Source organism: Streptomyces sp. NPDC059003 (genome assembly GCF_042740445.1).
Taxonomy (GTDB): domain Bacteria; phylum Actinomycetota; class Actinomycetes; order Streptomycetales; family Streptomycetaceae; genus Streptomyces.
The window spans coordinates 1-17,040 of record NZ_JBHYJH010000183.1; the positions used below are offsets into that span (position 1 = coordinate 1).

The 17,040-nt window shown below is 74.1% G+C and carries 12 protein-coding genes; 11 read left to right on the forward strand and 1 reads right to left on the reverse strand.

Features of this window, described 5'->3' with window-relative positions; genetic code table 11:
- Window positions 1-398: 398 nt before the first annotated feature.
- From ACFWZ5_RS38405 to ACFWZ5_RS38450, 10 genes are all read left to right on the forward strand, one after another.
- The gene (locus tag ACFWZ5_RS38405; protein WP_384805613.1) at window positions 399-3,206 is read left to right on the forward strand and encodes an FAD-binding and (Fe-S)-binding domain-containing protein; all 2,808 of its coding nucleotides are present in this window, start codon (window positions 399-401) and stop codon (window positions 3,204-3,206) included.
- Between the two features lie 195 nt (window positions 3,207-3,401).
- Window positions 3,402-4,346: a DMT family transporter gene (locus ACFWZ5_RS38410; RefSeq protein ID WP_384805621.1), complete on the forward strand. Its 945-nt coding sequence runs from the start codon at window positions 3,402-3,404 to the stop codon at window positions 4,344-4,346.
- 48 nt (window positions 4,347-4,394) lie between these two features.
- On the forward strand, window positions 4,395-4,805 hold the full coding sequence (locus ACFWZ5_RS38415; protein WP_384805615.1) for an SRPBCC family protein: 411 nt from the start codon (window positions 4,395-4,397) through the stop codon (window positions 4,803-4,805).
- A gap of 131 nt (window positions 4,806-4,936) precedes the next feature.
- Entirely contained in the window at window positions 4,937-5,731 is a 795-nt protein-coding gene (locus ACFWZ5_RS38420; RefSeq protein WP_384805617.1) for a TIGR03084 family metal-binding protein, read from the forward strand.
- On the forward strand, window positions 5,728-7,443 hold the full coding sequence (locus ACFWZ5_RS38425; RefSeq protein WP_384892024.1) for an acyclic terpene utilization AtuA family protein: 1,716 nt from the start codon (window positions 5,728-5,730) through the stop codon (window positions 7,441-7,443). The genes ACFWZ5_RS38420 and ACFWZ5_RS38425 overlap by 4 nt, the downstream gene beginning before the upstream one ends.
- Window positions 7,440-9,038 (forward strand): acyl-CoA carboxylase subunit beta, encoded by a 1,599-nt coding sequence (locus ACFWZ5_RS38430; RefSeq protein WP_384803145.1) that lies wholly within the window; start codon window positions 7,440-7,442, stop codon window positions 9,036-9,038. Before ACFWZ5_RS38425 ends, ACFWZ5_RS38430 begins: the two co-directional genes overlap by 4 nt.
- A gap of 7 nt (window positions 9,039-9,045) precedes the next feature.
- Window positions 9,046-11,010 (forward strand): biotin carboxylase N-terminal domain-containing protein, encoded by a 1,965-nt coding sequence (locus ACFWZ5_RS38435; RefSeq protein ID WP_384803142.1) that lies wholly within the window; start codon window positions 9,046-9,048, stop codon window positions 11,008-11,010.
- Window positions 11,007-12,182 carry an acyl-CoA dehydrogenase family protein gene (locus ACFWZ5_RS38440; protein WP_384803140.1) on the forward strand — a complete coding sequence of 392 codons (1,176 nt, stop codon included), beginning with the start codon at window positions 11,007-11,009 and terminating at the stop codon, window positions 12,180-12,182. Before ACFWZ5_RS38435 ends, ACFWZ5_RS38440 begins: the two co-directional genes overlap by 4 nt.
- A gap of 29 nt (window positions 12,183-12,211) precedes the next feature.
- Window positions 12,212-12,961 (forward strand): enoyl-CoA hydratase family protein, encoded by a 750-nt coding sequence (locus ACFWZ5_RS38445; protein WP_384803137.1) that lies wholly within the window; start codon window positions 12,212-12,214, stop codon window positions 12,959-12,961.
- Window positions 12,949-13,548, forward strand: coding sequence for a TetR/AcrR family transcriptional regulator (locus ACFWZ5_RS38450; RefSeq protein WP_384803134.1), 600 nt, complete (start codon window positions 12,949-12,951; stop codon window positions 13,546-13,548). The genes ACFWZ5_RS38445 and ACFWZ5_RS38450 overlap by 13 nt, the downstream gene beginning before the upstream one ends.
- Window positions 13,549-13,696: 148 nt before the next feature.
- Here the strand turns inward: ACFWZ5_RS38450 and ACFWZ5_RS38455 are convergent, their stop codons facing one another.
- Window positions 13,697-14,797, reverse strand: a complete 1,101-nt coding sequence (locus ACFWZ5_RS38455; RefSeq protein WP_384803131.1) for a citrate synthase 2 — start codon at window positions 14,795-14,797, stop codon at window positions 13,697-13,699.
- 1,351 nt (window positions 14,798-16,148) lie between these two features.
- Here ACFWZ5_RS38455 and pdxH point away from each other — a divergent pair.
- On the forward strand, window positions 16,149-16,853 hold the full coding sequence (gene pdxH / locus ACFWZ5_RS38460; protein ID WP_384803128.1) for a pyridoxamine 5'-phosphate oxidase: 705 nt from the start codon (window positions 16,149-16,151) through the stop codon (window positions 16,851-16,853).
- Window positions 16,854-17,040: the final 187 nt, after the last annotated feature.

Below are 17,040 nucleotides of genomic sequence, written 5' to 3' on the forward strand. Positions count from 1 at the left end.
GGGGCTGTCGCCCCAGACCCCCCAGAAATTCAGCCCGTCCGGCGCTTGAGGACGAGCCGCGAAGCGGCGATGATCCAGCCCGCCCGGCGCTTGAGGGCGAGGCGCGAAGCGCCGACAAAGGCGGGGGCGCCACGGGGGAATTTCAGCCTGCCCGGCGTTTGAGGGCGGGGCGCGAAGCGCCGATAAAGGCGGGGGCGCCAGGGGGGATTTCAGCCTGCCCGGCGTTTGAGGGCGGGGCGCGAAGCGGCGATGAAGGCGGGGGCGCCGGGGGATTTCAGCCTGCCCGGCGTTTGAGGGCGAGGCGTGCAGCGCCGATGAAGCGGGGTCCCAGGGGCGGCAGCCCCTGGTTCGGGAAGGGGTGGGTCTGGGGCGCCCCCGCGACGGGCACCCTCACTGGCATGGGTAACGCTCAGGAGTTGGTGAGGGAGCTGCGCCGCACCGTGGCGGGTGGGGTGGACGACTCGGTCGGGGGGCGGGCCGTGGTCACCATGGACGCCTCCAACTACCGGAGGATCCCGGTGGCCGTGGTCGCCCCGAGGGACACGGCCGACGTGACGGCGACCCTCGAGATCTGCCGCGCACACCACGTCCCCGTCGTCCCCCGAGGCGCCGGCACCTCCATCGCCGGCCAGGCAACCGGGACAGGAGTTGTCCTGGACTTCACCCGCCACCTGAACCATCTCGTCGAGCTCGACCCGGAGGCCAGGACCGCCCGGGTCCAGCCGGGCCTCGTCCTGGACGCGCTGCGCGCCGCCGCGGCCCCGCACGGCCTGACGTTCGGCCCGGACCCGTCCACGCACAGCCGCTGCACCCTCGGCGGCATGATCGGCAACAACTCGTGCGGCTCGCACTCGGTGGCGTGGGGCACCACGGCCGACAACGTCCGGGAGCTGTCGGTCGTACGCAGCGGGGGAGGGGGACCCGTCACCCTCGGCCGCGGCTCGTGGGACGCGGCGCCCACCGGCCTGCGCACCCTCGTCGAAGGCGACCTCGCCCGCCTCCGCACCGGCTTCCCCGACCTGCCCCGCCGCATCTCCGGCTACGCCCTGGACGCCCTGCTCCCGGAGAACGGCCCCGACCTGGCCCGCTTCTTCTGCGGCAGCGAGGGCACCCTCGGCATCGTCACGGAGGCCACCGTGCGCCTGGTCGAGGCGCCCCGCGCGCGGGCGCTCGCCGTGCTCGGGTACGCGGACGAGAGCGCGGCGGCGGACGCGGCCGCCGGACTCCTCGTACACGGCCCGCTGACGGTGGAAGGCATGGCCGCGGACCTCGTACGGGACGCGCGGGGCCTGCCCAAGGGCGGGGCGTGGCTGTTCGTGGAGACCGGCGGCGAGGCGGCTGACGAGGCGTACGCGCGGGCCGCCGCGATCGGCCGCGCCGCGGACTGTCTGGACGCGGTCGTCGTGGCCGATCAGGCCGCGCAGCGCGCCCTGTGGCGGGTGCGCGAGGACGCGGCGGGCACCGCGACGCGGATGCCGGACGGCAGCGAGGCCTGGCCCGGGTGGGAGGACTGCGCGGTGCCGCCCGCCCGGCTCGGCCCGTACCTGCGGGAGTTCCGCGCGCTGCTCGCCGAGCACGGCCTGCGCGGCACCCCGTACGGGCACTTCGGCGACGGCTGCATCCACGTACGCATCGACTTCGACCTGCTCACGGCCCCCGGCGTGGCCCGCTTCCGGCGCTTCTCCGAGGACCTGGCGGACCTGGTCGTCGCGCACGGCGGCTCGCTGTCCGGGGAGCACGGCGACGGGCAGGCGCGGGCGGAGCTGCTTCCGAAGATGTACGGGCCCGAGCTCGTCCGGCTCTTCGAGCGCGTCAAGGACCTCTGGGACCCCTCCGGCACCCTCAACCCGGACGTCCTGGTCCGCCCGGCCCCCCTCGACACGAACCTCCGCTTCGCCGCCCTCCCGCGCGAGCCGGTGGGCCCTCCTGTCACAGCCTTCGGCTACCCGCACGACAACGGCGACTTCTCCGCCGCCGTACGCCGCTGCGTCGGTGTCGCCAAGTGCCGTACGGAGACGGCGGCTTCGGGTGGCGGCGTCATGTGCCCCTCCTTCCGCGCCACCGGCGAGGAGCGGCACTCCACGCGCGGCCGGGCCCGGCTCCTGCACGAGATGCTGGCGGGCGAGGTCGTCACCGACGGCTGGCGGTCCCACGAGGTGCGCGACGCGCTCGACCTGTGCCTGTCCTGCAAGGGCTGCCGTTCCGACTGCCCGGTGGGCGTCGACATGGCCACGTACAAGGCGGAGTTCCTGCACCACCACTACGCGGGGCGCCTGCGGCCCGCCGCGCACTACGCCCTCGGCTGGCTGCCGCGCTGGCTGCGCGTGGTGGCGGCGACGCGCACGGCGCGGCTCGTCAACGCCCTGGCCGCGGTGCCCCCGCTCGCGGCCCTCGCCAAGCGGCTCGGCGGCATCGAGCCGCGCCGCGCGCTGCCGCGCCTGGCGCCGCGCACGTTCCGCCGGTCCTGGCGCGGGCGCCCCGCCGCCGCCTCGGGCCGCACGGTCGTGCTCTGGCCCGACACGTTCACCGACCACCTCTCCCCGGACGTCGCGCACGCCGCCGTACGCGTCCTGGAAGCCGCGGGCCTGACCGTCCGGCTGCCGCCGCGGGGGGTGTGCTGCGGTCTGACGTACGTGTCGACGGGGCAGCTCGACCGGGCCCGCGCGGTGCAGCGCCGCACCCTCGCCCGCATGCGTCCCCTGCTGGCCGCGGGCACGCCGGTCGTCGTCCTCGAACCGAGCTGCGCGGCCGCCCTGAAGACGGACCTGGTGGAGCTCGTCGGCGGCGAGGAGGCGCGCGCACTCGCCGCCTCCGTCCGTACCTTCGCGCAGGCCCTGGAGGAGTACGCCCCCGACTGGCGGCCGCCGCGCGTCGACCGGCCCGTCGCGGGCCAGACCCACTGCCACCAGCACGCCGTGCTCGGCGACGCGGCCGAGCGCCGCCTGCGTGCCGCGGCGGGCCTGACGGGCGAACTCTCCGGCGGCTGCTGCGGCCTCGCGGGCAACTTCGGCTTCGAGCGCGGCCACCACGACGTGTCGTCGGCCTGTGCGGAGGAACAGCTTCTGCCGTCGGTCCGCGAGGCGCCGCCCGGTGCGGCGGTCCTCGCGGACGGCTTCTCGTGCCGTACGCAGCTGGAGCAGCTGGCCGGGGTGCGGGGCCGCCACCTGGCGGAGGTCCTTGCGGACGCGCTCCCCGGGCGTACGTAGGCATCGCGGTACAGCCTCGCCTTCGTCAGCCGCAAATTAATTCCACATTCCTGACCTAGTCCATTACCTTGGACTGGCAAGTGCAGGAAGCTGGACTGTGAGGCGGGTCGCCCGGCAGGGCGGCGGGAAAGGCTTGGCGTGGACGTATCGCGTACGGACGGGGTGGCGGAGGTGGCCGTGACGGCCCCCGCCACGGTGGCGACGCCGGAGGCGGCGGGTGCCGCCGGGACCGGCGGGACCACCGGGACCGCCGGGGCGGGCGGTGGCCGCCGTGCCGCCCTCGCCCCCGTCGGCCTGGTGCTCGCGGGCTGTGTGTCCGTGCAGTTCGGCGGCGCGATAGCCGTGAGCCTGATGCCGCGGGCCGGGGCGCTCGGCGTCGTGACCCTCCGGCTCCTGTTCGCGGCCGCCATCCTGCTCGTCGTGTGCCGCCCCCGCCTGCGCGGGCACTCGCGGTCCGACTGGGGCACCGTCCTCGTCTTCGGCGTCACGCTCGCCGCGATGAACGGCCTCTTCTACCAGGCCGTCGCCCGCATCCCCCTCGGCCCCGCCGTCACCCTCGAAGTCCTCGGCCCGCTCGCCCTCTCCGTCCTCGCGTCCCGCCGCCTCGTCAACGTGGTCTGGGCCGGGCTCGCGCTGTGCGGCGTCTTCCTGCTCGGCGGGGGCGGCGGCTTCAGCGGGCTCGACGGGGGCGGTGTCGCGTACGCCCTTGCCGCGGGCGCGATGTGGGCCGCGTACATCGTCTTCAGCGCCCGCACGGGGCGCCGCTTCCCGCAGGCCGACGGCCTCGCCCTCGCGATGGCGGTCGCGGCGGTCCTCATCCTGCCGCTCGGCATCGTCGAGTCGGGCGCCAAGCTCACGGTCCCCAGCACCATCGGCCTCGCGGCCGCCGTCGCCGTGCTGTCCTCCGTCCTGCCCTACACCCTCGAACTCCTCGCCCTGCGCCGCCTGCCCGCGTCCACCTTCGCGGTCATGATGAGCCTGGAACCGGCCATCGCCGCCACCGCGGGCTTCCTCATCCTCGACCAGGGCCTGACCGCCATCGAGGCGGTGGCGATCGCCCTGGTCATCGCGGCGAGCATGGGCGCGGTGCGGACGCAGGTGGGCCGGGGCAAGGCGAAGGGCGTGCCGGGCCAGGAGTGACCGATTCGTTCAAGACGACGTCGCGGGCGGCTTCGTAGCGTCGCGGTCATGAACAACACCGCTTCCGCCTCACGGCACATCAGCACGCACATCGACCGCCCCGCCCACGAGGTCTACGACTACGCGTCTGCCCCCGCCAACCTGCCCGAGTGGGCCCACGGGCTCGGCAGGTCCGTCGAGTACGTCGACGGGCAGTGGGTCGCGCCGTCGTCACCCATGGGGCGCGTCGTGGTGGCCTTCGCGCCGGGCAACGCGTTCGGAGTGCTCGATCACGACGTCACGCTGCCCTCCGGCGAAGTCGTCTACAACCCGGTGCGCGTGATCGCCGACGACACCGGGTGCGAGGTGGTGTTCACCCTGCGGCGCCTCGCGGGGATGAGCGCCGAGCAGTTCCAGCGCGACGCGAGCCTGGTGGCCGCCGACCTCGCCCTGCTCAAGCAGGCGGTGGAGAGCCGGTGACGGCGCGCGCACAGCGCCCCGCGGCCGGAAAGCGACCCGGCCTCCGCGAAAAATAACCAAGCACGCTTGATTGTTTCCGGCCGCGCTGCCATGCTCCCTCGCACACCGCCCTGCCCCGAGGGGAGCGCACCGTGTCCGACGCCACCGCCGTACTCGACGACCTGCGCGCCGAGAGCGACGAACTCGACCAGCTGGTCGCCGAGTTGGGCGAGCCCGACTGGGCGCTCGAAACCCCCGCGCCCGGCTGGACCATCGCCCACCAGATCGCGCACCTCGCCTGGACCGACCAGGCCGCGCTGCTCGCCGCGACCGACGCCGACGCGTTCACCGCGCAGGCCGCCGAGGCCCTGAAGTCGCCGGACACGTTCGTCGACGACGGCGCGAACGAAGGCGCCGCGCGCCCGCCCGCCGAGCTGCTGGCCCACTGGCGGGCGGGGCGCGCGGAGCTGCAGCGCGTCCTGCGCGCCGCCCCCGCCGGGACCCGCTATCCCTGGTACGGCCCGCCCATGTCACCGGCGTCCGTCGCCACCGGCCGCCTCATGGAGACCTGGGCCCACGGCCAGGACGTCGCCGACGCGCTCGGCGCCCGCCGCGTCCCCACGGACCGCCTGCGGCACGTGGCCCGCATCGGCGTACGGGCACGGGACTACGCCTTCTCCGTACGTGGCCTCAAGCCGCCGGAGGAGGAGTTCCGCGTGGAGCTCACCGCCCCCTCCGGCGCCCTGTGGACGTACGGACCCGAGACCGCGGCCCAGCGCGTGACCGGCCCCGGACTCGACTTCTGCCTCCTCGCCACTCAGCGCGCCCACCGCGCCGACCTCGCCCTGCGCGCCGAAGGGCCCGACGCCGACCGGTGGCTCGACATCGCCCAGGCCTTCGCGGGGCCGCCCGGGGCGGGACGGGACCCGAAGGCGGCCGACGCGTGAGCTCGGCGCGGCAGCCGCTGCGCGTCGGCAACGCCTCCGGCTTCTACGGCGACCGCCGCACCGCCGTGCGGGAGATGCTGACCGGCGGCCCCCTCGACGTCCTCACCGGCGACTACCTCGCCGAACTCACCATGCTGATCCTCGCCCGCGACCGCCTCAAGGACCCCGCGCGCGGCTACGCCAGGACCTTCCTGCGCCAGCTGGAGGAGTGCCTGGGCGAGGCGCACGACCGGGGCGTGCGGATCGTCACCAACGCGGGCGGGCTCAACCCGGCCGGACTCGCGGCGGGGGTGCAGGAGTTGGCGGCGCGGCTCGGCCTGCCCGTGCGGGTCGCCCACGTCGAGGGCGACGACCTCGGCCCGCGCTTCCCCGACGCCCTCGCCGCCCACGCCTACCTCGGCGGCGCCGGCATCACGGCGGCCCTGCGCGCCGGGGCGGACGTCGTCGTGACCGGCCGCGTGACCGACGCGGCCCTCGTCACCGGGCCCGCCGCCGCGCACTTCGGCTGGGGCCCGGACGCGTACGACCGCCTCGCGGGCGCCGTCGTCGCCGGGCACGTCCTGGAGTGCGGCACCCAGGCGACCGGCGGCAACTACGCCTTCTTCACCGAGCTCACGCGGCACGACCCGGCCGCCCTGCGCCGCCCCGGCTTCCCGCTCGCCGAGATCCACGAGGACGGCTCGTGCGTCATCACCAAGCACGACGGGACGGGCGGCGTCGTGGACGTCGGGACCGTGACGGCGCAGCTGCTGTACGAGACGGGCGGCGCCCGGTACGCGGGGCCCGACGTCACCGCGCGGCTCGACACCGTGCGGCTCACCCAGGAAGGACCGGACCGGGTCCGCGTCGACGGCACCCGCGGCGAGCCCCCGCCCCCCACCCTCAAGGTCGGCCTGAACCGGCTCGGCGGCCACCACAACGACGTCGTCTTCGTCCTGACGGGACTCGACGTCGACGCCAAGGCCGCCCTCGTGCGCGACCAGATCGAGGACGCCTTTACCCGCGCCAAGTCCCGCCCCACCGAGGTGCGGTGGGAACTCGCCCGCACCGACCACGCCGACGCGTCCACCGAGGAGACCGCGAGCGCCCTGCTGCGGCTCGTCGTGCGCGACCCCGACCCGGACGCGGTGGGCCGCGCCCTCGGCGCCGCCGCCGTGGAGCTGGCGCTCGGCAGCTACCCGGGCTTCCACGTGACCGCGCCACCGGGGAAGGGCACGCCGTACGGGGTGTTCGCGGCGGCGTACGTGGACGCGGGGTCGGTCGCGCACGCGGTGGTCCTGGACGACGGGCGCCGCATCGACGTCGCGGGGCCGGGTCAGACGCGGGAGCTGACCGCCGTCGAACCGCCGTCGCTGCCCGCGCCGTTGGCGTACGCGGGCGGGACCCGGCGCGTTCCGCTCGGGCTGATCGCCGGGGCACGGAGCGGGGACAAGGGCGGGGACGCCAACGTCGGGGTGTGGGCGCGTACGGATGACGCATGGCGGTGGCTGGCCCACCACCTGACAGCTGACAGATTTCAGCAGCTGATACCTGAAAGCCGTCAGCTGAACGTCACCCGACACCTCCTCCCCAACCTCCGCGCCCTCAACTTCACCGTCGAGGGCATCCTCGGCGACGGCGTGGCCTCCCGGCCCCGCTTCGACCCCCAGGCCAAGGCCCTCGCCGAATGGCTGCGCTCCCGCCACCTGGACATCCCGGAGGTCCTCCTATGACGGTGCTCCCCTCGGCCCTGGACACCGCGGGGCCCGACTACGCCGCCCACCGCCGGGCCATGCTCGCCAAGCTGGCCGAGCTCGACGCCGAACAGGCCAAGGCGCTCGACGGCGGCGGCGAGAAGTACGTCCAACGGCACCGCAAGCGCGGCAAGCTGCTCGCCCGCGAACGCATCGAGCTGCTCCTCGACCCGGACACGCCCTTCCTCGAACTGTCGCCGCTGGCCGCGTGGGGCAGCGAGTACGCGGTGGGCGCCGCCATGGTCACCGGCATCGGTGTCGTCGCGGGCGTCGAGTGCCTGATCACCGCCAACGACCCGACCGTGCGCGGCGGCGCCAGCAACCCCTGGACGCTGAAGAAGGCGTTCCGCGCGCATGAGATCGGGCACGCGAACCGGCTGCCGTCGATCCATCTGGTCGAGTCGGGCGGCGCCGACCTGCCGTCGCAGAAGGAGATCTTCATCCCGGGCGGCGCCCTGTTCAAACATCTCACCCGGTCGTCGGCGGCGGGCATCCCCACGATCGCCGTCGTCTTCGGGAACTCCACCGCCGGCGGCGCCTACGTGCCCGGCATGTGCGACCACGTGATCATGGTCAAGGAGCGCGCGAAGGTGTTCCTCGGCGGTCCGCCGCTGGTGAAGATGGCCACCGGCGAGGAGAGCGACGACGAGTCCCTCGGCGGCGCCGACATGCACGCCCGCACCTCCGGCCTCGCGGACTACCTCGCGCAGGACGAGCACGACGCCCTCCGCCAGACCCGCCGCGTGGTCGCCCGCCTCAACTGGCGCAAAGCGCACGCCGACCCGGGCCCCGCCGAGCCGCCGGAGTACGACCCCGACGAGCTCCTCGGCGTCGTCCCCGGCGACCTGCGCACCCCCTTCGACCCGCGCGAGGTCATCGCGCGCATCGTGGACGGCTCGGACTTCGACGAGTTCAAGCCGCTGTACGGGACGAGCCTCACGACCGGCTGGGCGCGCCTGCACGGCTACCCCGTCGGCGTCCTCGCCAACGCGCAGGGCGTGCTGTTCTCCGAGGAGTCGCAGAAGGCCGCCCAGTTCATCCAGCTGGCGAACCAGCGCGACATCCCGCTGCTCTTCCTGCACAACACCACCGGCTACATGGTCGGCAAGGAGTACGAGCAGGGCGGCATCATCAAGCACGGCGCGATGATGATCAACGCGGTGAGCAATTCGACGGTGCCGCACCTGTCGGTCCTGATGGGCGCCTCGTACGGCGCCGGGCACTACGGCATGTGCGGCCGCGCCTACGACCCGCGCTTCCTGTTCGCCTGGCCCAGCGCCAAGTCGGCCGTCATGGGCCCGCAGCAGCTCGCGGGCGTCCTGTCGATCGTGGCCCGGCAGTCGGCGGCCGCGAAGGGCACGCCGTACGACGACGAGGCCGACGCGGCGCTGCGCGCCATGGTGGAGCAGCAGATCGAGTCGGAGTCCCTGCCGATGTTCCTGTCCGGGCGGCTCTACGACGACGGGGTCATCGACCCGCGCGACACCCGCACCGTCCTCGGCATCTGCCTGTCGGCGATCCACACGGCCCCCTACGAAGGCGCGCGCGGCGGCTTCGGCGTCTTCCGGATGTGAGGCGACGATGATGCGTACTGTTCTGGTGGCCAACCGCGGCGAGATCGCGTGCCGGATCTTCCGCACCTGCCGTGACCTCGGCATCTCCACCGTCGCCGTGTACGCGGACCCCGACGCGTCGGCGCTGCACGTGCGGCGGGCCGACGCGGCGGTGCGCCTTCCGGGCGCGGCGCCGTCGCAGACGTATCTGCGGGGCGAGCTGATCGTGAAGGCGGCGCTCGCGGCGGGCGCGGACGCCGTGCACCCGGGCTACGGCTTCCTGTCGGAGAACGCGGACTTCGCGCGGGCCGTCCTCGACGCGGGCCTGGTGTGGATCGGCCCGCCGCCCGACGCGATCGAGGCGATGGGGTCCAAGACGCGGGCCAAGGAGCTGATGGGTCTCGCGCCGATGCGGGACGTGGATGTGACGGAGGCCGATCTGCCGGTGCTCGTGAAGGCCGCGGCGGGCGGCGGCGGGCGCGGCATGCGGATCGTCCGCGACCTGGCCGACCTGCCGGGCGAGTTGGCGGCGGCGCGGGCGGAGGCCCAGGGAGCGTTCGGGGACGGCGAGGTGTTCGTCGAGCCGTATGTGGAGGGCGGCCGGCACGTCGAGGTGCAGATCGTGGCGGACGCGCACGGGACGGTGTGGCCGTACGGGACGCGGGACTGCTCGCTGCAGCGCCGCCACCAGAAGGTCGTAGAGGAGGCCCCGGCACCGGGGCTCGACGACGCACTCGTGCACCGCCTCCACGCGTTGGCGACGCGCGCCGCCCGCACCGTCGGCTACCGGGGCGCGGGCACCGTCGAGTTCCTCGTCGCCCCCGACGGCACCCCCCACTTCCTGGAGATGAACACCCGCCTCCAGGTCGAGCACCCCGTCACGGAGGCCGTGTTCGGGATCGACCTGGTGGCGCTGCAACTGCGCGTCGCGGAGGGCGAGGCCCTGGACGGCAACCCGCCCGAGCCGTCCGGCCACGCCGTCGAGGCCCGCCTCTACGCGGAGGACCCGGCACACGCCTGGGCCCCGCAGACCGGCACCCTGCACCGCCTTGCCGTACCGGACGGCGTGCGCCTGGACACCGGGTACGAGGACGGCGACACCGTCGGCGTGCACTACGACCCGATGCTGGCGAAGGTCATCGCGTACGCGCCCACGCGCGCGGAGGCCGTCCGCAAGCTGGCGGGCGCCCTGGAACGGACGGTGGTGCACGGCCCGGTCACCAACCGCGACCTGCTCGTGCGCTCACTCCGGCACCCGGACTTCGTGGCCGCGCGCATGGACACGTCGTTCTACGACCGCCACCTGCCCGCGCTGACGACGCCCGCCGATGACCCGGCGACGCGGTATGCCCCGCTGGCCGCCGCCCTCGCCGACGCCCACGGCCGCTCCCGCTTCGGCGGCTGGCGCAACCTGCGCTCACAGCCGCAGGTCAAGCGGTACCGCGGCGAGGCCGACGGGGTCGAGCACGAGGTGCGGTACGCGCACACCCGCGAGGGCCTGGCCGCGGACGGCGTCCGGGTGCTGCGGGCGACGGCCGACCGGGTCGTGCTCGAAGTGGACGGTGTACGCAGGGAGTTCGAGGTCTCCCGCTACGCCGACGGGCGCGTGTACGTGGGCAACGTCGCCCTCACCCGCCTCTCCCTGCTCCCCGAGCCGACCGTGCGCCAGGAGCCGGGCTCGCTGCTCGCGCCGATGCCGGGCACGGTGCTGCGGATCGCGGACGGGCTCGCCGAAGGGGACCCGGTCACCGCGGGCCAGCCGCTGATCTGGCTGGAGGCCATGAAGATGGAGCACCGCGTCACCGCCCCCGCGACCGGCACGCTCACCGCGCTGCACGCGCAGGTCGGCCGCCAGGTGGAGGTGGGCGCGCTGCTCGCCGTCGTACAGGAAGCGGCGCAGGAATCCGCACCGGCGTCCGCACAGGAGGCCACACCGGCAGCCGTACCGCAAGCAGTTCAGGAACCCACGTCCCGGGAGGAAGCCTCCACATGAGCACAGTCCTGGAAAACGCAGTCCTGGAGAACGAGGAGCACGCCGCCCTGCGCTCCGCCGTCGCCGCGCTCGGCAAGCGCTACGGCCGCGCCTACCTGACGCGGGTCGTGGAGGAGGGCGGCCACCCCGACGAGCTGTGGGCCGACGCGGCCGAGCTGGGCTATCTCGGCGTGAACCTGCCGGAGGAGTACGGCGGCGGGGGCGGTGGCATCGCCGAACTGTCCATCGTCCTGGAGGAGTTGGGCGCCGCGGGCTGCCCCCTCCTGATGATGGTCGTGTCGCCCGCGATCTGCGGCACGGTCATCGCCCGCTTCGGCACCGACGCGCAGAAGCAGGCGTGGCTGCCGGGCCTCGCCGACGGCAGCCGCACCATGGCGTTCGGCATCACCGAGCCGGACGCGGGCTCCAACTCGCACCGCATCACGACGACGGCCCGCAGGGACGGCGACGACTGGCTCCTGACCGGCCGCAAGGTCTTCATCTCGGGCGTCGACATCGCCGACGCCACGCTGATCGTGGGCCGCACCGAGGACGCGCGCACCGGCAACCTGAAGCCGTGCCTGTTCATCGTCCCGCGCGACGCGCCCGGCTTCGCGCGCCACGCGATCCCCATGGAACTGAAGGCGGCGGAGAAGCAGTTCGAGCTGGTCCTCGACGACGTCCGGCTGCCCGCCGACGCGCTCGTGGGCGACGAGGACGCGGGCCTGCTCCAGCTCTTCGCGGGCCTGAACCCCGAACGGGTCATGACGGCGGCGTTCGCGCTCGGCATGGCGCGCTTCGCCCTGGACAGCGCGGTGGCGTACGCCAAGGAGCGCAGCGTGTGGAAGACGCCCATCGGCGCCCACCAGGCCATCGCCCACCCGCTCGCCCAGGCCCACATCGACATCGAGCTGGCCCGCCTGATGACGCGGAAGGCGGCCCTCCTGTACGACGCCGGGGACGACGTCGCGGCCGGTGAGGCGGCGAACATGGCGAAGCTCGCGGCGGCGGACGCGTGCGTGCGGGCCGTCGACCAGGCGGTGCACACGCTCGGCGGGAACGGTCTGACGAAGGAGTTCGGCCTCGCGTCCCTGATCGTCGCCTCCCGGGTCGCCCGGATCGCCCCCGTCAGCCGGGAGATGATCCTCAACTACGTCTCCCACCAGACGCTGGGCCTCCCGAAGTCGTACTGAGCCCTGTCGACGCGTACGAGGGAGCCCTCATGACCGTGGTGTCCGTGTCCCCGCCCGAGCGCGGGATCGTGACCCTGACCCTGGACTCACCCAGCAACCGCAACGCCCTCTCGGCACCTCTGGTCGCCGAACTGTCCGCCGCACTAGGGGAAGCGGCCGACGACCCGTCCGTACGGGCCGTGCTCCTCACCCACACGGGATCGACGTTCTGCTCGGGCGCCGACCTGCGCGAGCCACCCGACCCGAAGGCCTTCGTGGCGCTCCTGCGGCAGCTGGTGGACCTGCCGAAGCCGGTGGTGGCGCGGGTGCGGGGCCATGTCCGCGCGGGCGGCCTCGGCCTGCTCGCGGCGTGCGACATCGCGGTGGCGAGCGCCGCGGAGTCGTCCTTCGCCCTGACGGAGGTGCACCTGGGCGTCGTACCGGCCGTGATCTCCCTGACCCTGCTGCCGCGCCTGGACCCGCGGGCCGCGGCCCGCTACCACCTCACCGGGGAGCGGTTCGACGCGGCGGAGGCGGCGAGAATCGGCCTGATCACTGCGTACGCCGATGAGGCGGACGAGGTCGACGAGGAGCTCGCCCCGATCCTCGAAGGCCTGCGCAAGGCGGCGCCCGGCGCCCTGGCCGACACGAAACGCCTGCTCACAGCTAAGGTGCTCACCGCATTCGACAGCGAAGCTGACGCCGTCATCGCCCTCTCCGCGCGCCGCTTCGGCTCCGCCGAGGCCCGGGAGGGGATGGCGGCGTTCCTGGAACGACGGGAGCGTCCATGGGCGCTGTGACCGAGGCCGACCGCTCACCCAAGCAGGACCGCAGCCGGGCCACGCGGCAGCGCCTGCTGGAGGCGGCGGTGGCGTGCCTCGCGGAGCGCGGCTGGGCGGGCTCCACGGTGTCCGTCGTCGCCGAGCGCGCCGGGGTTTCGCGGGGGGCCGCGCAGCACCACTTCCCGACGCGGGAGGACCTGTTCACGGCGGCGGTGGAGTACGTGGCCGAGCAGCGCTCCGCCGCGCTGCGGGGCCTCTTTCCCGGTGGCCCCGGGGACCGGGAGGCGGTCGTCGCGGCCCTCGTCGACCTCTACACCGGCCCGCTGTTCCGGGCCGCGCTCCACCTCTGGGTGGCCGCGTCCCACGAGCCCCAACTGGGCCCGCGCGTCGCCGAACTGGAGGCCCGCGTCGGCCGCGAGACCCACCGCATCGCGGTGGAACTCCTCGCCGTCGACGAGTCCCACCCCGGCACCCGCGAAACCGTCCAGGGCCTCCTCGACATGGCCCGAGGCCTGGGCCTGGCCAACCTCCTGACGGACGACGGCGCGAGGCGGCAACGGGTGGTGAAGCAGTGGTCCCAACTGCTGGCGGAGACGCTGCGCTGAGGACGGGCTGGATCTTGCCGGAAGATCCAGCCCGTCCGGCGTTTGAGGACGAGGCGCGGAGCGCCGATTGCTTTTCGGGGGTGCTAGGGGGCTGGCCCCCTAGTTCGGGAAGGGGCGGGCCTGGGGCGCCCCCGCGAGGGAACGGGCCTCAGCCCGAGATCTCCCCGTACCCCGAGATCTCCCGAGGACTACGCGCCCCGGGCCCCACGTACCGGGCCGACGGCCTGACAAGCCGCCCCGTCCGCTTCTGCTCAAGAATGTGCGCCGACCACCCGGCAGTACGCGCACACGTGAACATGGACGTGAACATGTGCGCCGGCACCTCGGCGAAGTCGAGCACGATTGCCGCCCAGAACTCCACGTTGGTGGCAAGCACCCGATCGGGCCGCCGGGCGTGCAGCTCGTCCAGCGCGGCCTTCTCAAGCGCCTCCGCGACCTCGAACCGCGGCGCCCCCAACTCCCGCGCCGTACGCCGAAGCACCCGCGCCCGAGGATCCTCGGCCCGGTAGACCCGGTGCCCGAACCCCATGAGCCGCTCCCCGCGGTCGAGCGCCCCCTTGACGTACGCGACGGCGTCCCCGGTCCGCTCGATCTCCTCGATCATGCCGAGCACCCGCGAGGGCGCGCCCCCGTGCAGCGGCCCGGACATGGCCCCGACGGCCCCGGAGAGCGCCGCGGCGACATCGGCGCCGGTGGAGGCGATGACGCGGGCGGTGAAGGTGGACGCGTTCATGCCGTGCTCGGCGGCGGACGTCCAGTACGCGTCGACGGCCTGGACGTGCCGCGGATCCGGCTCCCCGCGCCAGCGCCGCATGAACCGCTCGACGACGGTCTCGGCCTTGTCGATCTCCCGCTGCGGCACCATGGGCAGGCCCTGGCCGCGCGCGGACTGGGCGACGTACGACAGGGCCATCACGGCGGCCCGCGCGAGATCGTCCCGCGCCTGGGTCTCGTCGATGTCGAGCAGCGGGCGCAGGCCCCACACGGGGGCGAGCATGGCGAGCGCCGACTGGACGTCCACGCGGATGTCGCCGGAGTGCACGGGGATGGGGAACGGCTCGGCGGGCGGAAGGCCCGGGTCGAACGCGCCGTCGACGAGGAGGCCCCACACGTTCCCGAAGGAGACACTGCCGACGAGGTCCTCGATGTCGACGCCCCGGTACCGCAGGGCGCCGCCTTCCTTGTCGGGTTCGGCGATCTCCGTCTCGAACGCGACGACTCCTTCAAGTCCGGGTACGAAGTCGGACATCAGGCGGCTCCTCATGATGTGTACGACACGATGTATGTGCGACAGGGTCTGTGCGACCTACGGTGATGTGTTCGACCCCTGGGCCGGGGTAACCCGGTCATGCCCCGTGCGGGCGGAGGTCACCCAACCCGGACGGCTTCGGAACGATAACCCTTGGTGCCACCCGAGGGCACGGATAGCGGCACTCAGTGCCACACGTCACCTCTTGGGGTTCCCCCACACCCGCCGACTGCCGCGGCACGCCCCACACGGGCACGGCACCGAAACGCTGCCCTGGCCTTCGGCCCTGACCTGGCCTACGGCCCTGCCCTGGCTTTCGAAGCCGCCCCTGCCTCGGCCTGGCCTGCGGCCTTGCCCTGGCCTGCAGCCTTGCCCTGCTCTGGCCTGCGGCCTTGCCCCGGCCTGCGCCCTTGCCTGCGACCTGGCCTGGCCTGCGGCCTTGCCTCGGTTTGGCCTGCGCCCCTGCCCCGGCCTTGGCCCGGGCTTCGGCGCCGACTCCCGCTGGCTCCCGCCCGCACTTCCGCCTCGGCTCCTGCCCCGGCCTCCGGCTCGGCTCCTGCCCCGGCCTCCGCCTCGGCTCCTGCCCCGGCCTCCGGCTCGGCTCCTGCCCCGGCCTCCGGCTCGGCTCCTGCCCTGGCCTCTGCCTCGGTTCCCGTCCGGGCTTCTGTCTAGGCTCCCGCCTGAACTGCCGCGCCGACGCCGGACACTGACCTGGCCTCAGCCCCCGCTCCGGGCTTCGGCGCCCCCCCGCTGGCTCTGGCTCGCGCTTCGGCCTCGGCTCCTGTCCGTGCTTGGGCCTGGCTCCCGCCTGCGCTTGCGCCTCGGCTCCGGCTTGCGCTTCCGCCTCGGCCTCGAACCTGGCTCTGGCTCGTGCTTCCGCCCTCGGCTCCCCACCCGTGCCTCTGCCTCGGCTCAGGGCCGCACTTCCGCTCCGGCTCCCGCCCTCGCTCCCACCTCGGCTCCCGCCCTCGCTTCCGTCCTGGTTTCCGCCCTCGCTCCCGCCCTCGCTCCCGTCCTGGTTTCCGCCCGCGCTTCCGCGCTGGCTCTGGGGTGTGCTTCCGCCTCGGCCTCAGCCTTGGCTCTCGTCCGGCGCTTCCGCCCTGGCTCCAGGGCGCACATCCGCCCCCTCCTCCGCCTTGGCTCCGGCTCGTGCATCCGCCCGTGCTTCCACCTCGGCTTCCGCCCGCGCTTCCGTCCCGGCTCCGGGCCACGCTTCCGCCCGGGTCCGGCTCGCGCCTCCGCCTCCGCCTCGGCCTCGGCCTCGGCTCTGGCTCCGGGGCGTGCTTCCGCCCCGGCGCCCGCCTCGACTGCTGCTGCGTGGACCGGCATTCGTATACGGCAAGATGACCGCGTGACCGACTCCCGAGCCGCCGCCTCCGAGCCTGCCGTCGCCGCTGACCTGGCCGCCATGCGGGCCCAGTACGTCGCCGACGGCATCGCCGAAGCCGACTTTCCCGCCGATCCGTTTCAGCAGTTCACCCGCTGGTTCAAGGACGCGGCCGCGGAGGCGGCGGACCCCGGGGGCGTGCTCCACGAGCCGAACGCGATGGTCGTGTCGACGGCCGACACCGAGGGGCGGGTGAGTTCCCGCACGGTGCTCCTGAAGGGCTACGACGAGCGCGGCTTCGTCTTCTTCACCAACTACGAGTCCCACAAGGCCCGCGACATCGCCGCCAACCCGCACGCCTCACTGCTCTTCCCCTGGCACCCGATGGCCCGTCAGGTCATCGTCACGGGAACGGTGGAGCGCACCGGGCGCGAGGAGACCGTCCACTACTTCCGCAGCCGCCCACATGGCTCGCAGCTCGGTGCGTGGGCGAGCGCGCAGTCCTCCGTGATCGACTCGCGGGCGGAACTGGACGCGGCGTACGCGGAGTTGGCCGCGCGCTACCCCGAGGGCGAGCAGGTCCCGGCCCCGCCCCACTGGGGCGGCTTCCGGGTCCTGCCCCTGACGATCGAGTTCTGGCAGGGCCGCTCGAACCGCCTCCACGACCGCCTCTGCTACACCCGCGAAGCTGGCGGGGCGCCTTGGACCCTCCACCGCCTGAGCCCTTGACTCCAGTCCCGAGCCGTCGGCGGCGAATGGGGTGGGTGGGCGGGGTAGCTCCCGCCGCGGAGCGGCGGGCCGGAGGCGCGTCCGACCTGGTGGGGTCGGTGGGCGGTGCGCCGCGGTCAGGTGCGGGTCGGTGGGGGTTTCCGCCGCTACCGCGGCGGTTTGTTTCCCACCCGCCCGCCCGTTTCTG

What these genes read in the sequence shown, in the direction of transcription:
- ACFWZ5_RS38405 (WP_384805613.1), top strand. Translation starts at nt 399, where the DNA reads ATGGGTAACGCTCAGGAGTTGGTGAGGGAGCTGCGCCGCACCGTGGCG.
- ACFWZ5_RS38435 (WP_384803142.1), top strand. Translation starts at nt 9,046, where the DNA reads ATGATGCGTACTGTTCTGGTGGCCAACCGCGGCGAGATCGCGTGCCGG.
- ACFWZ5_RS38455 (WP_384803131.1), bottom strand. Translation starts at nt 14,797, where the DNA reads ATGTCCGACTTCGTACCCGGACTTGAAGGAGTCGTCGCGTTCGAGACG.
- ACFWZ5_RS38440 (WP_384803140.1), top strand. Translation starts at nt 11,007, where the DNA reads ATGAGCACAGTCCTGGAAAACGCAGTCCTGGAGAACGAGGAGCACGCC.
- ACFWZ5_RS38445 (WP_384803137.1), top strand. Translation starts at nt 12,212, where the DNA reads ATGACCGTGGTGTCCGTGTCCCCGCCCGAGCGCGGGATCGTGACCCTG.
- ACFWZ5_RS38430 (WP_384803145.1), top strand. Translation starts at nt 7,440, where the DNA reads ATGACGGTGCTCCCCTCGGCCCTGGACACCGCGGGGCCCGACTACGCC.
- ACFWZ5_RS38415 (WP_384805615.1), top strand. Translation starts at nt 4,395, where the DNA reads ATGAACAACACCGCTTCCGCCTCACGGCACATCAGCACGCACATCGAC.
- ACFWZ5_RS38450 (WP_384803134.1), top strand. Translation starts at nt 12,949, where the DNA reads ATGGGCGCTGTGACCGAGGCCGACCGCTCACCCAAGCAGGACCGCAGC.